The following is a 13,656-nucleotide window of genomic DNA, read 5'->3' as shown; positions in this document are numbered from 1 at the left end:
ATTTCACTGTTCCTTTCTTCTACGTACATGTTCATTATAGCAGTCAAATGAATGTGGGAAAATGACTGCATATCGTTGAACTAAAAATTTAAATGTATGCTGGATGCATTCTGTCATTTGATCTTCCAGCGGTTCACCGTCAATACGTTGGCGCAATTCTTCGATACCTGGAAACTTTCTTCCTGGTTCGATTAAGTCAGCGATATAGATCACTTTCTCTAGCTCACTCATTTCTGCACGTCCCGTCGTATGAAAACGGATCGCCTGCAAGATGTCGTGATCTTCTACTCCATAACGTTCTTTCGCAAGCATAGCTCCAACTGGCGCATGCCATAATTCGGCATGATACTGTGCATAGAGCTCATACTCTTCGTCACGTTTTAGTAATTCGAGTAATTCATCTTTATCCATAAACTTGGCGTAATCATGAAATAGGCCAGCAATTTCAGCCTTTTCTACTGAAACACCCACTTCTTCAGCTAATTTCTTTGCCGTGTCCGTGACACGCAGTACGTGTTCATACCGTGCCTTAGGTAAGCGTTGTTCTAGGTCATTTTTAACTTGTTGTAGATCCATATAATCTCTCCTCTCGAATGTAAGCCTCGACAGCCGGGGGAATCAAAAGTTGCACGGTTCCACCTTCTACAAAACGTTGGCGGATCAATGTGGATGACAAATCAAGTTGTGGTGTTTCTACCAATTGTACCGGGATTGCAGAAGCGTTATCAGCACCTGGGCGTTTTACACCGATAAATGTAACGATATCGAGTAAATCCTCAATCCGGTACCATGTCGGTAACTGATCGATCATATCTCCACCAATAATGAAATGAAAGTGAACATCAGCTTCGTCTTGTACGAGTTGTGACATTGTATCATATGTAAAAGATACACCGCCGCGCTCCATCTCAAACGACGACGCACGCAAGCCATCCACTTCATCTACCGCCAGTTTCACCATTTGTAGGCGTTGCTCGGCTGTCGCGTCGCCTACCGCCACCTTATGTGGCGGGACTGCAGTAGGCATCAACCATACCTCATCTAGCTGCAGTGCATAACGCACTTCATTGGCGATCAATAAATGTCCAGTGTGTGGCGGATTGAAAGTTCCGCCCAAAATGCCGATTCGTTTCATCTAATTCTCCTTACGGTAATTGTATGCGTTTTTTCTCTGTCGATTCCCTGTATAAAACAATGGTGTTACCGATGACTTGGACTACGTGAATACCTTTATACGCACCCATTTTTTCAGCAATTTCATTTTTATCTTCTTCGCAATTTTGAAGTACGCTCACTTTAAGTAGTTCACGTGCTTCGAGCGCCTCGTCGATTTGCACGAGAATCGCATCAGTCAAACCACTTTTCCCAATTTGGAATAATGAATCCAAATGATGTGCTTCGCTACGTAAAAATCTTTTTTGTTTACCTGTTAACATGTTTACCCGCCAACTTTCATTGTAATCATATCGATCATTTTTTTCGTGTCAGGATAGACTCCTGTCCACTTTTCAAAAGCGAGGGCCCCTTGATGAACGAACATTCCTACACCGTTCATCGTCTTGGCTCCTGCTTGTTTTGCTTGTCGTAAAAATTCAGTTTCGAGCGGATTGTAAATAATGTCCGCTACCACTGCACCGTTTGCGACTTTCTTTGGATCAAGCGGTATTCCTTCTTGTGCAAAGTTCATACCGACCGATGTCGTTTGCACTACAAGTCCAAACTCACCGAGACGATCTTCCGCGTCTCCAATAGAGATCGCATGCCCGTCCTTCATATCCGCCGCTAATTCTGCAGATCTCGAAGCGGTGCGATTCGTGAAGTAGAGAGGACCGTAGCCAGCCGATTGCAGTGCAAAGGCGATGCCTCTAGCTGCACCGCCAGCTCCAATTAGTAATACAGAACCTTTAACTAAGTCCGTAAACTCTTCCAACGACTTCACGAATCCGGCCCCATCCGTATTGGCACCGATTAGTTTACCCTCATCTGTTTGATACACTGTGTTGACCGCATTCATCACCGCTGCCGATTCGTCCACTTCGTCGAGGAAAGGAAGAATCGCTTGCTTGTGGGGTACCGTCACATTAAAACCACTACATCCGAGTGAACGTAAACTATTTATCGTCTGTTCCAAACTTCCGGCTGTTGCATGAATCGGTATATACGTTGCATCCAATGCATTTTCTTTAAACCACTGATCATGCATGACCGGTGACATCGATTGCGCAATGGGGTCGCCTACTACCGCATACCATTTTTTCATCTGGTATTCCCTCCTGTCCCTCTTAAATCAATGAAGGTCTGACTTCGACATTCACACCTTTTGGTGCATGTACAGCTACTTTTACATTAGCGTGCTGAAGTGTAATCCAGCCAAGGCCTGAAATCACTAAGTCCGTCTTTGCTTCTTTAATCGAAAATTCATGACGCACAAGTGACGGCAACTTCTCAATTGATGCAGGTCCTGGCGGAGATAGCATGTCACCAAGATGATTTTTGTACAATTCATCCGCATTTTCTAACTTCGTCCGATGAACTGGCAAACCATTGGCTGCATAGATGTTGAAGGAGGAGCGTCCACCTTGAATGAAGTCAAAACGTGCTAGTCCGCCGATAAATAATGTTTGTTCAGCATTCAGCTGATAGACTTTCGGCTTCAGTTCTTTCTTCGGTGTAATCAACTTCAAATCATGAGGATCCAAGTGATGGGCCATTTGATGATCGTTGATAATCCCTGGTGTATCCATCAGCATTTTTCCGTCGTCCAATGGAATTTCCACTACATCGAGGGTTGTCCCCGGGAAATAAGATGTCGTAATGACATCTTGCATACCGGTCGCATCTTTAACAATCCGATTAATGAACGTAGATTTTCCTACATTTGTACAACCGACTACGTAAACGTCCTTGCCCTTACGGTACTTCTCAATCGCGTCGAGCGCTTCACTCATACCATTGCCTTTTACAGCTGATACGAGCAACACATCGATTGGTTTCAGTCCTAGCTTTGCAGCTTCTGCCTTCATCCAATTTTTCACTCGCTGCGGATTAATCGCTTTCGGTAGGATATCTGCCTTGTTACCAATTAGTAAAATATCTTTCTTGCCCACAAAGCGATGCAAGCCGTTGATCCAACTACCGTTGAAATCAAAAATATCTACCACTTTCACGATCAAGCCTTGTTTTTCACCAATTCCATTTAAAATCGCTAAAAAGTCGTCTCCTGATAAAGACACTGGCTGCAATTCGTTATAATTTCGTAATTTAAAGCAACGTTGGCATATGACATCTTCTTTTTCTAATGAAGCTGGAGGTGCATAGCCTTCCATTTTCTTATCCGTCGTTTGGATCGTAATACCGCATCCAATACACTTGATCAATTCCAAATTTAGTCCTCCCACGTGAGTAGTCCTTTTCTTTTAAACCTTGCCATAATCCGTCGTTCAATCGCACGGTTGAACTTCGTAATCGTCGCATCGGAACTTGCTACAGGGACGACCAATATCGACTGCAGCCCTACCCGATTCGCACCTAAGACATCCGTTAGCAATTGATCGCCAATCATGACGACTTCATTTTTCGGCAAGCCTAATGTAGCAAGTGCCTGATGAAATGATTTTTTCATCGGCTTCCGTGCTTCACAAATATACGGGATGCCTAATGGATCACAAAAGTGACTGACGCGTTCTATATGGTTATTGGATACAACTGTAATTTGCAAACCGGCATCGCGCATAGACTTAAACCACGCCATTATATCTTGCGTAGCATCCGCACGATCCCATTCAACGAGTGTGTTATCTAAATCTGTAATGATGCCCTTAAAACCATTTTCAAGAAGGTCTTCTGGTTTGATCAATAATACGGATTTTACATAAGCACTCGGTAAAAAATGATTCAACACATTATCCTCTCCGCCCTACAACAAATTCTTGTCTGATTATAACATAGTTGTGTGACATGCACGCACAACTATGTCTGATTTTATCGCTTTTCTTGTCAGTGGTAGACCATCTGTATTTTGCATAGAGTAAACTACTACTAATCGGAGGTGGTCATATGAGCGGGTTTTTCCTGGCCGTCATGCAATTATGGTTAGAGATCCCCGCGCTAATCGGTTATATCAGAGGGCAAGCTTTCCTTCGTCCGTTATCTAAGAAAGAAGAAGAAGAGTGCCTGAGACGATTAGCTGAAGGCGATGTAAGTGCACGTGATGAACTTATTGAACACAATATGCGTTTGGTCGCCCATATCGTCAAGAAGTTCCAGCCAAAGCACGAACTACTTGATGATTATATTTCCATAGGGGCGATTGGTCTGATGAAAGCCGTCAACAGCTTTACGCCAGATCGTAAAACCAAGCTCGCGACGTATGCTGCACGCTGTATTGAAAATGAAATTCTTATGTATTTACGAACACAGAAAAAAGTACAAAAAGATGTGTCCCTCTACGAACCAATTGGCATGGATAAAGATGGCCAATCCCTGGAAATCGCAGACCTCCTTCAAACAAACGACATACCTCCACAAACAACCGTAGAACAAAATGAACAAAAAGAGCGGCTCTACCGTCATTTGGATAAGCTCGATTCACGCGAGTTGGAAATCATTCAAAGACGCTACGGCTTGCTAGATGACCAGCCAATGACACAAAAAGAAATTGCCGAGCAACTAAATATTTCTAGGAGCTATGTTTCACGTATCGAGAAACGAGCGATCGTCAAATTGTACCAATCATTTAAGCATGAATATCAATAATGCAAAAAGCGTTTCCGATTATGCGTCAGAGGGCCACAGCCCCCGCATATCGGAAACGCTTTGTTTCTTTTCTCAGTCAGCTTTAACCTCGCGTAAAATAATTGCTGCCAATAGTGCCGTGACGATAAATACTCCACCCATTAAGAATTCCACTACATGTCCCTCCTCTCAACCAAACGAACTGCTAGTCTGTCTACTTAGACATTTTATCATAGAACGATCAAAGTTTCGAGATGACGCGCAAAACAATCTGTGACGAGTGTTTGGCAGCCAGAGGTAAAAATTCATCAAAGCTGACGGTCGATTCTTTCCCAGCAATATCAGATAGCGCACGAATGACAACACATCGCGTATTGAACTGGTAACAGACTTGCGCAACAGCAGCCGCTTCCATTTCTACAGCGATTACGCGTGGGAAACGATCTTTAACTTGTAAGACTTTTTCAGGGTCAGCCATGAAAGTATCAGCTGAAGCGATAGTTCCTACAGCATGTTGATATGTATCTAACTCAATTACAGCTTCTCTAGCAAAATCGATCAGTTCAGAATCTGAAGGAAAGCTCGCAGGAAGTTGTGGCACTTGGCCTAGCTCGTAGCCGAATGCAGTGACATCGACATCATGATGCAGGACATAGTCAGATATTACAATCGTTCCAACCTCGAGTTCAGCATGAGTTCCGCCAGCAGAACCTGTATTCAAGACTACGTCAGGTTTGTAGTTTTGCAACAGAACCGTTGTGGCCATGGCAGCATTTACTTTCCCGATGCCACTCTTCGTCACGATCACTTGATGCTTGCCTACTTTTCCTTCGATAAACTCACAGTTACCAATGGTTGTGATTTTTCCAATTCCAATCTCTCTGCGTAATATTTCAACTTCTTCCTCCATTGCACCCACGATTGCTATTTTCATTTATGCCCTCTCCTCTTTTTCACTTACTAGAATGTGCTGCACGATAGGCAGCACATCGGTAGGTTGATTCACTTACTTCAATACATCCATTTTCACAGGTTTCCAGCCTTGGCCGTCCACCCACTCAAGGTATACTTTGAATTTTTTGGAATTGTCTTTACTTCTCACAATACCTTCTGACTTTTGAGGACTGCCGCCATTTTGAATACGTTCAAAGTACAATTGATCTTCAGACATGCCGGTTGCATAGGAAATAGCTTTCTTTTTCTCATACCAATCATCGGACTGACCATCGTACTTCGAGACGTGCTCTCCAGTTTGCTTTGTTCCAATAGGTTTCCAGTCAGGATTTACCACAACTTTCTTGCCGGAATCCGGTGAAGCTTCTTTCTTCGGCTTGTCCGGTTTAGGTTGTTCATTTTTTGGCGCTTCTACCACTGGCGCTTCCGGTTCTTCAACCACTTCATTTACCACTTCGTTATTTTCTTCAGGAGCCTGAACTTCTGGTTCATCCACTTCTTCCGACTCTGCATCTTCAGCTTCAGGCTTGTCCGCCTCGTCTTCATCGTCTAAAACGATAGGTTCAATTGGAGCTGCATCGGACTGCGTGGATTGCTCCGGCTTGTCAATTGCCACTTCATTCTGATCGTCATCACCTGTGAGAAAGATTATTGCAACAACCGCAATGAGAAATACCACTACACCAATTGATATATTCAATGCTCTATTTACTTTGCTCGCTTTACTGCCTTTTTTTCTAGACGTTCTCGAATACTTCGGATTTTGATCTGCCATTTCAGACATCTCCTTTACTATGAAATGAAATGCGTATACAACGGTGGAAAGAATTAAAAACGACAATACCGTCTTCTGCTAGTGAGAAGACGGTACGTGTGTCACTTTATCTCGAGTATTTCTACTGACATTTCACCGCCGGGAGTCTGGATCTTTACTTTATCATCTTTTTTCCGACCAATTAATGCTTTCGCAATTGGCGAGTCGTTCGAGATCATACCTTCCATAGGATTGGCTTCAGCGGAACCAACAATCGTATACGTCTCTTCTTCACCATCAGGAATTTCTTTAAAAGTAACTGTCTTGCCTAATTGCACTTCATCCGTATTCAATTCATCTTCAGTAATAATGACCGCATTACGAATCATTCCTTCAATAGAAGAAATCTTTCCTTCAACAAATGCCTGATCCTCTTTCGCTGAATCGTACTCGGAGTTTTCCGATAAGTCACCGTAGCTACGTGCGATTTTAATGCGTTCTACTACTTCCACACGTTTAACCGTTTTCAATTGCTCTAGCTCTTCTTCTAACTTCGCTTTACCTGCAGCCGTCATTGGAAATTTCTTTTCTGAAACCATGTAATAACACTCCTCAAATGTCTGTTCATAAAAAATACTATGTCACACTAACTTCAATTATGTGACATAGCAGAACTATTTTAGTTTTGACTATACTCTTTTCCGTTCATTATTGTAATCTGAACGAAAAAAAGCCCTTGCTTATCTTGCGTGCATCCTAGTTTTTCTATAGAAAGACCGGCGAATGCTAAATTAATTTAAAATTATGTCATCATCATATTATACTTCGTCGACAGAAGCAAGAATTGTTTTTATCTTCGTGACCATCAAATCGATGGCGACCGCATTCTCGCCGCCTTCTGGAATGATTATATCAGCATACTTTTTTGTCGGTTCAATAAATTGGTTATGCATCGGGCGCACAACCGTTACGTATTGCTCGACAACAGAATCTACTGTACGTCCACGATCATGAATATCTCGTAAAATTCGACGAATTATACGAATATCAGAATCCGTATCAACAAACAGCTTGATATCCATAAGATCTCGCAATCGTTCATCTTCCAACACGAGAATTCCTTCAAGAATGATGACATCTTGTGAATCTACAGTTACTTTTTCAGCTGAACGTGTATGCAATGTGTAATCGTATGTTGGCTTTTCGATTGACTGTCTGTTGATCAGCTGCCGGATATGTTGAATCAGTAGGTCGGTATCGAATGCTAATGGATGATCATAATTCGTTTTTAATCTTTCTTCAAACACTAAATGTGATTGGTCTTTATAGTAATCGTCTTGTTCAATGACTACGACCGAATGACCTTGGAATACCTCGTGTATCTTTTTTGTGACACTTGTCTTACCGGAGCCTGAACCACCAGTAATACCTATTACGACAGGTTTTTTCTTCACAGCGATTCCCCTTTGTAGCCTACTGTTTAGTACTTTTTCACAGCTATTAAAATGCCGTCACCTATTGGTACAAGGGACGTTTCATAGTGATCATTCTGCATCGCCCAGCTCGTGAATTGTTGCAAGTTTCGGATCATTGTCCGGTTGCGTTTTGGTATGTCTGCATCTTCCAACAGCACCATACCATGCATAAACATATTATCACAATAGATTACACCTGAAGAACCGACAAGCGGGCTATATTTGTCGAAAAACTTTCGATATTGCCCTTTGGCTGCATCGATGAACAGTGTATCAAATGGTTCTTGTGGTAACTTGGTTTCGTCTAACTCGAGTGCGTCATCATGAATGATACTAATACGCTCTTGCAGTCCACTGCGCTCAATATATTCGACTGCTTTTTCAAACCGTTCTGCGTCACGCTCGACTGTATAAATGACGGCTTTAGGAAAAGCTCTCGCTAATCGAATAGCTGAATAGCCAATTGCGCTTCCTATTTCAAGAATACGTTTCGGCTGCTGAATTTGCAGCAGCCCGATCAACGTATACAAGCCTGTATCGTCCATGATGGGCACACGATGCTCTGCAGCGTAGTGCTCCATCTCCACGATGAGTGGCTCTTTTTCTTCTACAAAGCGGCTAATGTACGTATTGTAGTCCGTCATATTTACTTCCCCTTTACGACGTATTATTTATGTTGACTGTCGATATACTTTGCTTTGTTTTTCAAATGTTCTTCATATGTTTTAGCAAAGTGATTAACGCCATCTTTATCTGCCAGGAAGAACAAGTATCCAGTATTGGATGGTTCTACTGTTGCCTGGAGAGAAGCAGTTCCAGCATTCGCAATGGGACCTGGCGGTAATCCTTTATTCTTGTACGTATTATAGACATTTTCCACTTTCAAATCCTCATTCATGACGCGGGCTTTATGTTCCCCTAGTGCATATAAAACGGTTGGATCTGTCTGTAATGGCATATCTTGTTCAATACGGTTATTGAAGACGCTCGCAATCGTTTCGCGATCCGATTGGCCAGTTGCTTCTTTTTCTAACAAGGAAGCAAATGTCAGCATTTTATGAACTGAACGATTTTTGTCTTTCTCTGCCCAATACGCTTTATACGGTATGACGTTTTGCACAGTGGCATCCACCATCGTATCGACCACTTCTTTAACTGTAGGTTTTTCTTCAAAGAATGGATAAGTAGCAGGGAATAAATAACCTTCTAGTGCATAACGTATATTCTCATTAAGAATTTCTTTTGTTATGACTTCTGGGTACTTGGCTATATATTCTTGAATGACTTGTTCATTCGTCACGTATTCCATAAACTGTTCTTTCGTAATCGTCGTCTTTTCACTTGTTCTTTCTGCAATCTGATCTATCGTTAACCCTTCCGGAATCGTAAGTGTAAATGCCGGTGTGCGATAGACTACACCTGTTTTCAGGCTCTTAATCAATTCATCTGGTGTCATAGACTGCGTTAATCCATACGTTCCAGCCTGAAAATCTGCTTCATTGTTTACTTTTGCATAGTATTTGAAAATCCGCGCATTTTTGATAATACCCGACTCTTGCAGTTTTTCCGAAATCATATCCAAACCTGAACCGATCGGAATTTCTACTTCTATAATTTTTTCCGAGTCCGGATCAACAGGCTCTAACGCACTTTTTATGTATGTATAGACCGAAAAACCTCCTACTATCCCTACAACCAACACGACCGCCACAATCCAAAACACTATTTTTCTAACGGTTCTCACTTCTTCCTTCTGTTCTAACATACGTTCAAACATGACATCTTTTTTTCTCTGGGGCTCTTTTGCCACAAGCCTCACCTCTTCTTCCGCTATAGATAACTCCATTAAAAAAGACGGAACGGTCAGCACCATTCCGCCCGTCACATGATATTATCGCTTACTCTTCTTCTTCAAGGAATGTGTTCAATACTTCTTCGATCATATCCCATTCTTCATCAGATTCGATTTCAAGAAGTGATCCGCCATCTTGTCCTTCTTCAGTCGGAATGAATGCAGATGCATGGATTTCAACTTCCTCGTCATCGTCTCTCTCTTCGCCATCTAAAATATGGTAAAGTACATATGATCTTTCATATTCTTTTGAATCAAATGTTAAAATTACCTCACATACGTGCTCTTCGCCGTTCTCATCTACGATTGTCATTGTTTCTTGTCCGTGTTCCATTGTTTAATCACCTCTAGTTTTTTTGTGAATCCAAATAGCCTTGTAAAATCATAACAGCTGCCATTTTATCTATGACGGATTTGCGTTTTTTACGGCTGACATCCGCTTCAATCAAAACGCGTTCAGCAGCCATAGTAGTTAATCGCTCATCCCATAATACGACAGGCAAACCGAACTTTTCGCGTAATTTCTCTGCGTACTGTTCGGATGCTTCTCCACGGGGACCAATCGTATTATTCATATTCTTAGGGTACCCGACGACAAACTCCGTCACGTCGTATTCTTCTGTCAGCTGTTTAACTCGTTTCATCCCGAAAGAACCTACCGCTTCATCAATTTTGATCGTTTCAATTCCTTGGGCTGTCCAACCGAGACTATCGCTGATCGCGATGCCTACGGTTTTCGTGCCAACATCCAATCCCATAATTCTCATTCTGTCTTCCCTCTGTTTTCTCGGATATAGAACTTAACTAATTCTTCTAGAATTTCGTCTCGCTCCAATTTCCGGATCAGACTGCGTGCGTCTTCGTGTCGTGGAATGTAGGCTGGATCTCCAGATAATAAATAGCCGACCATCTGGTTAATTGGATTGTAACCTTTTTCTTCTAATGATTTGTAAACGTGGAGCATGACTGTTTTGACTTCTTCCTCCATTGACTCTTCAGGAAAGTTAAACTTCATCGTTTCATCGGACGAATTCATACTCGACACCCCGCTTTCCGATTTCCATTTATGTCTATAACGATCTACCGTCATGATATACATAGTACATAGATTGGTGGATCAACCGCCGTTCATATTCGCTTCTAGTCTGACTCTTACATCTGGGCATATACTTTAGGCATCCAAATGAAAACTAACTAGTTACATGTATCTATATTTTATGATTCATCGCTCTACATAATGGTTAAACAGATTTTACATAATCATACACGGATTGAAGCGCATCATCAAGTTTTGACGCATCTTTCGCTCCTGCCATCGCCATGTCAGGGCGTCCACCGCCTTTTCCGCCACAAAGTGACGCAACATGGTTGACGATTTTACCTGCGTGGTAGTTGCCACCTTTTAAGTCATCGGTAACACCAGCCGCCAGCATTACTTTCCCATCCGTTACTGTACCAAGTACAATGACGCCTTTGGAAGTTTTTTGTTTCATTTCATCAATCAATTGACGTAAACCGTTATTGTCTTTCACTTCTACAGTTGCAGAAATAACTGTAACGTCTTCGATCTGCTGAGCCGTTTCCATGACACTTGCCAATTGGCTGTTGCCCATCTTCGCTTGCAGTGATTCATTTTCGCGTTGAAGTTCTTTAAAGTCAGCGAGAATCGATTCGACTTTCGTCACGACTGTTTTTGGAGTCGCTTTTGCAGTTGCTGCTATTTCATCGATGATCGCTTGATCTTCTTTAAATGAACGGAATGCTTGTCCACCCGTGAAGGCCTCAATACGTCGTGTGCCCGCTCCAATGCCGCCTTCTGAAACGATTTTGAATACGTTGATGTCAGACGTGTTGCGTACGTGACAACCTCCACAAAGCTCTACAGAGTAGTCACCGACTTTGACCACGCGAACAATATCGCCGTATTTTTCACCGAACAATGCCATCGCACCCATTTCTTTTGCTTCTGCAATGGGTGAAATGATCGTATTGACAGGAGTGCCTGCCCAAATTTGTTCATTGACCTGGAATTCGATACGCTCGAGCTCTTCTTTTGTAACTTGTCCAAAATGAGAGAAGTCAAAGCGAAGACGATCCGGTCCAACATATGAACCTGCTTGATTGACATGTTCACCAAGAACATCTTTCAACGCTTTGTGCAACAAGTGTGTAGCTGTGTGATTTTTTACTGTCAAATTGCGTGAGAACTCGTCCACTTTTACGTTAACTGATACGCCTTCATTCAATTCACCTGAACTGATGAAGACCGTATGCAAGTTCTGTCCATTAGGCGCTTTTTTGACGTCGCGAACTTCCGCTGTGAACGATTCATTGAAGATCGTTCCTTTATCCGCTACTTGACCGCCACTTTCTGCATAGAACGGAGTCTGATCCAACATAAGTTGTACCGTTTCTCCTTCAGATGCATGCGCGATACGTTCACCGTCTTGAACAAGGACATTGACGATTGCAGTTGTTTCTAGTTGACCATACCCAATGAATTCACTTGCTTCATGAATTTCACCAAGAACACCCGATTGCACATGCATGGAGTCGGATGTGGCACGCGCAGCACGTGCACGGTTTCGTTGCGCAGCCATTTCTTCGTCAAACCCGATACGATCGACTGCCACGTTTTCTTCAAGAGCAAATTCCTCTGTCAGTTCAAACGGGAAGCCGTATGTATCATAAAGCTTGAACGCGTCACTGCCTGAAACGATTGGCAAGTCTGAAGCTTTTGCCTTTTCAATGATTGTCGTTAGAATCGCCATACCGTCATGCAATGTTTCGTGGAAACGATCTTCCTCGTTTTTCACAACTTTCATAATGAATGCCTGTTTGTCATGAACTTCAGGGTAGAAGTCTTTCATGATATCTCCAACAATTGGCACCAGCATGTACATAAACGGCTTATCAATGCCTAATTGCTTCGCGAAACGAACTGCTCTTCTTAATAGACGGCGTAGAACATAGCCCCGGCCTTCATTGGAAGGAAGTGCCCCGTCTCCAATAGCGAATGCTACCGTGCGGATGTGATCCGAAATTACTTTAAACGCCGTGTCTGCTTGCGTAGTTTCACCGTATTTTCTGCCTGACACGTTTTCAACTGCTTCAATGATCGGTAAGAACAAGTCTGTATCGAAGTTCGTAGGCACATCCTGGATAACGGATGCCATGCGCTCAAGACCCATTCCTGTATCGATGTTTTTCTTCGGTAGCGGTGTGTACGTGTGATCAGGATTATGATTGAACTCAGAGAATACTAAGTTCCAAATTTCCAAATAGCGTTCGTTTTCTCCACCTGGATATAATTCAGGATCTGAGAAATTGTCACCGTAAGTTGGTCCACGATCGTAGAAGATTTCGGAGTTCGGACCACTTGGACCTTCACCGATATCCCAGAAGTTTCCTTCAAGACGAATGATACGCTCTTCCGGAATACCGATCTGATCTTTCCAGATTGCGTACGCCTCTTCATCTTCCGGATGGATCGTAATGGACAAGCGTTCTGGATCAAAACCAATCCATTGTTCATTTGTCAGGAAATCCCACGCACGAATAATGGCTTCTTCTTTGAAATAATCACCAATAGAAAAGTTGCCGAGCATTTCAAAGAACGTATGGTGACGCGCTGTATAGCCGACATTTTCAATATCGTTTGTGCGGATCGATTTTTGTGCATTCGCAATCCGCGGGTTTTCAGGAATCACTCGTCCATCAAAATATTTCTTCAGTGTAGCGACTCCACTGTTGATCCATAGTAGTGATGCGTCATCAACTGGTACTAATGCAGCTGATGGTTCTACAGTATGCCCGTACTCTTTAAAATAGTCTAAAAACATTTGGCGAATTTCAGATGCCGTAAGTTTTCTCATCGTTTTGCTCCT

The 13,656-nt window shown here is 42.6% G+C and carries 17 protein-coding genes; 1 reads left to right on the top strand and 16 read right to left on the bottom strand.

The genetic code is table 11. The features are described 5' to 3' along the window. Window positions 1-3: 3 nt before the first annotated feature. From yqeK to H605_RS0113165, 6 genes are read right to left on the bottom strand one after another with little or no spacing between them, the layout of a single operon-like run. On the bottom strand, window positions 4-576 hold the full coding sequence (gene yqeK, locus H605_RS0113190) for a bis(5'-nucleosyl)-tetraphosphatase (symmetrical) YqeK (protein ID WP_029054661.1): 573 nt from the start codon (window positions 574-576) through the stop codon (window positions 4-6). Then, window positions 557-1,135 carry a nicotinate-nucleotide adenylyltransferase gene (locus tag H605_RS0113185; RefSeq protein WP_029054660.1) on the bottom strand — a complete coding sequence of 193 codons (579 nt, stop codon included), beginning with the start codon at window positions 1,133-1,135 and terminating at the stop codon, window positions 557-559. The genes yqeK and H605_RS0113185 overlap by 20 nt, the downstream gene beginning before the upstream one ends. A gap of 10 nt (window positions 1,136-1,145) precedes the next feature. Next, entirely contained in the window at window positions 1,146-1,436 is a 291-nt protein-coding gene (gene yhbY / locus H605_RS0113180) for a ribosome assembly RNA-binding protein YhbY (protein ID WP_029054659.1), read from the bottom strand. A 2-nt stretch (window positions 1,437-1,438) separates the two neighbouring features. Further along, window positions 1,439-2,260, bottom strand: a complete 822-nt coding sequence (aroE, locus tag H605_RS0113175; RefSeq protein ID WP_029054658.1) for a shikimate dehydrogenase — start codon at window positions 2,258-2,260, stop codon at window positions 1,439-1,441. A gap of 22 nt (window positions 2,261-2,282) precedes the next feature. Further along, on the bottom strand, window positions 2,283-3,383 hold the full coding sequence (yqeH, locus tag H605_RS0113170) for a ribosome biogenesis GTPase YqeH (RefSeq protein WP_029054657.1): 1,101 nt from the start codon (window positions 3,381-3,383) through the stop codon (window positions 2,283-2,285). 2 nt (window positions 3,384-3,385) lie between these two features. Further along, window positions 3,386-3,898 (bottom strand): YqeG family HAD IIIA-type phosphatase, encoded by a 513-nt coding sequence (locus H605_RS0113165; RefSeq protein WP_099690572.1) that lies wholly within the window; start codon window positions 3,896-3,898, stop codon window positions 3,386-3,388. Between the two features lie 158 nt (window positions 3,899-4,056). Here H605_RS0113165 and sigK point away from each other — a divergent pair, with 158 nt between their 5' ends. Further along, window positions 4,057-4,755, top strand: a complete 699-nt coding sequence (gene sigK / locus H605_RS0113160) for an RNA polymerase sporulation sigma factor SigK (RefSeq protein WP_029054655.1) — start codon at window positions 4,057-4,059, stop codon at window positions 4,753-4,755. Between the two features lie 220 nt (window positions 4,756-4,975). Here sigK and mtnN read toward each other — a convergent pair whose 3' ends face one another. The 10 genes from mtnN to alaS all read right to left on the bottom strand — a co-directional run bounded on the left by mtnN (window position 4,976) and on the right by alaS (window position 13,644). After that, a complete protein-coding gene (mtnN, locus tag H605_RS0113150) occupies window positions 4,976-5,668 on the bottom strand; it encodes a 5'-methylthioadenosine/S-adenosylhomocysteine nucleosidase (RefSeq protein WP_029054654.1) in 693 nt (230 codons plus the stop codon). Window positions 5,669-5,740: 72 nt separating this feature from the next. After that, complete coding sequence (locus H605_RS18450; protein ID WP_029054653.1) at window positions 5,741-6,463, bottom strand: DUF1510 family protein; 723 nt, start codon at window positions 6,461-6,463, stop codon at window positions 5,741-5,743. A gap of 101 nt (window positions 6,464-6,564) precedes the next feature. After that, the gene (greA, locus tag H605_RS0113140) at window positions 6,565-7,041 is read right to left on the bottom strand and encodes a transcription elongation factor GreA (protein ID WP_029054652.1); all 477 of its coding nucleotides are present in this window, start codon (window positions 7,039-7,041) and stop codon (window positions 6,565-6,567) included. A 219-nt stretch (window positions 7,042-7,260) separates the two neighbouring features. Then, window positions 7,261-7,896: a uridine kinase gene (gene udk, locus H605_RS0113135; RefSeq protein ID WP_029054651.1), complete on the bottom strand. Its 636-nt coding sequence runs from the start codon at window positions 7,894-7,896 to the stop codon at window positions 7,261-7,263. A gap of 26 nt (window positions 7,897-7,922) precedes the next feature. Next, window positions 7,923-8,561, bottom strand: a complete 639-nt coding sequence (locus tag H605_RS0113130; RefSeq protein WP_029054650.1) for an O-methyltransferase — start codon at window positions 8,559-8,561, stop codon at window positions 7,923-7,925. Between the two features lie 23 nt (window positions 8,562-8,584). Next, window positions 8,585-9,763, bottom strand: a complete 1,179-nt coding sequence (gene mltG / locus H605_RS0113125) for an endolytic transglycosylase MltG (RefSeq protein WP_051210591.1) — start codon at window positions 9,761-9,763, stop codon at window positions 8,585-8,587. A gap of 52 nt (window positions 9,764-9,815) precedes the next feature. Continuing rightward, window positions 9,816-10,103, bottom strand: a complete 288-nt coding sequence (locus H605_RS0113120) for a DUF1292 domain-containing protein (protein WP_029054648.1) — start codon at window positions 10,101-10,103, stop codon at window positions 9,816-9,818. Between the two features lie 13 nt (window positions 10,104-10,116). Continuing rightward, window positions 10,117-10,536: a Holliday junction resolvase RuvX gene (ruvX, locus tag H605_RS0113115; RefSeq protein ID WP_029054647.1), complete on the bottom strand. Its 420-nt coding sequence runs from the start codon at window positions 10,534-10,536 to the stop codon at window positions 10,117-10,119. Continuing rightward, complete coding sequence (locus tag H605_RS0113110; protein ID WP_029054646.1) at window positions 10,533-10,805, bottom strand: IreB family regulatory phosphoprotein; 273 nt, start codon at window positions 10,803-10,805, stop codon at window positions 10,533-10,535. Before H605_RS0113110 ends, ruvX begins: the two co-directional genes overlap by 4 nt. A gap of 205 nt (window positions 10,806-11,010) precedes the next feature. Next, entirely contained in the window at window positions 11,011-13,644 is a 2,634-nt protein-coding gene (gene alaS / locus H605_RS0113105) for an alanine--tRNA ligase (protein WP_029054645.1), read from the bottom strand. Between the last annotated feature and the right edge of the window lie 12 nt (window positions 13,645-13,656).

The sequence above is a fragment of the Sporosarcina ureae DSM 2281 genome (assembly GCF_000425545.1).
Lineage (GTDB): Bacteria > Bacillota > Bacilli > Bacillales_A > Planococcaceae > Sporosarcina > Sporosarcina ureae.
Note: the sequence above shows the minus strand (reverse complement) of the source record. Positions and strands in the feature narration are given on the sequence as shown.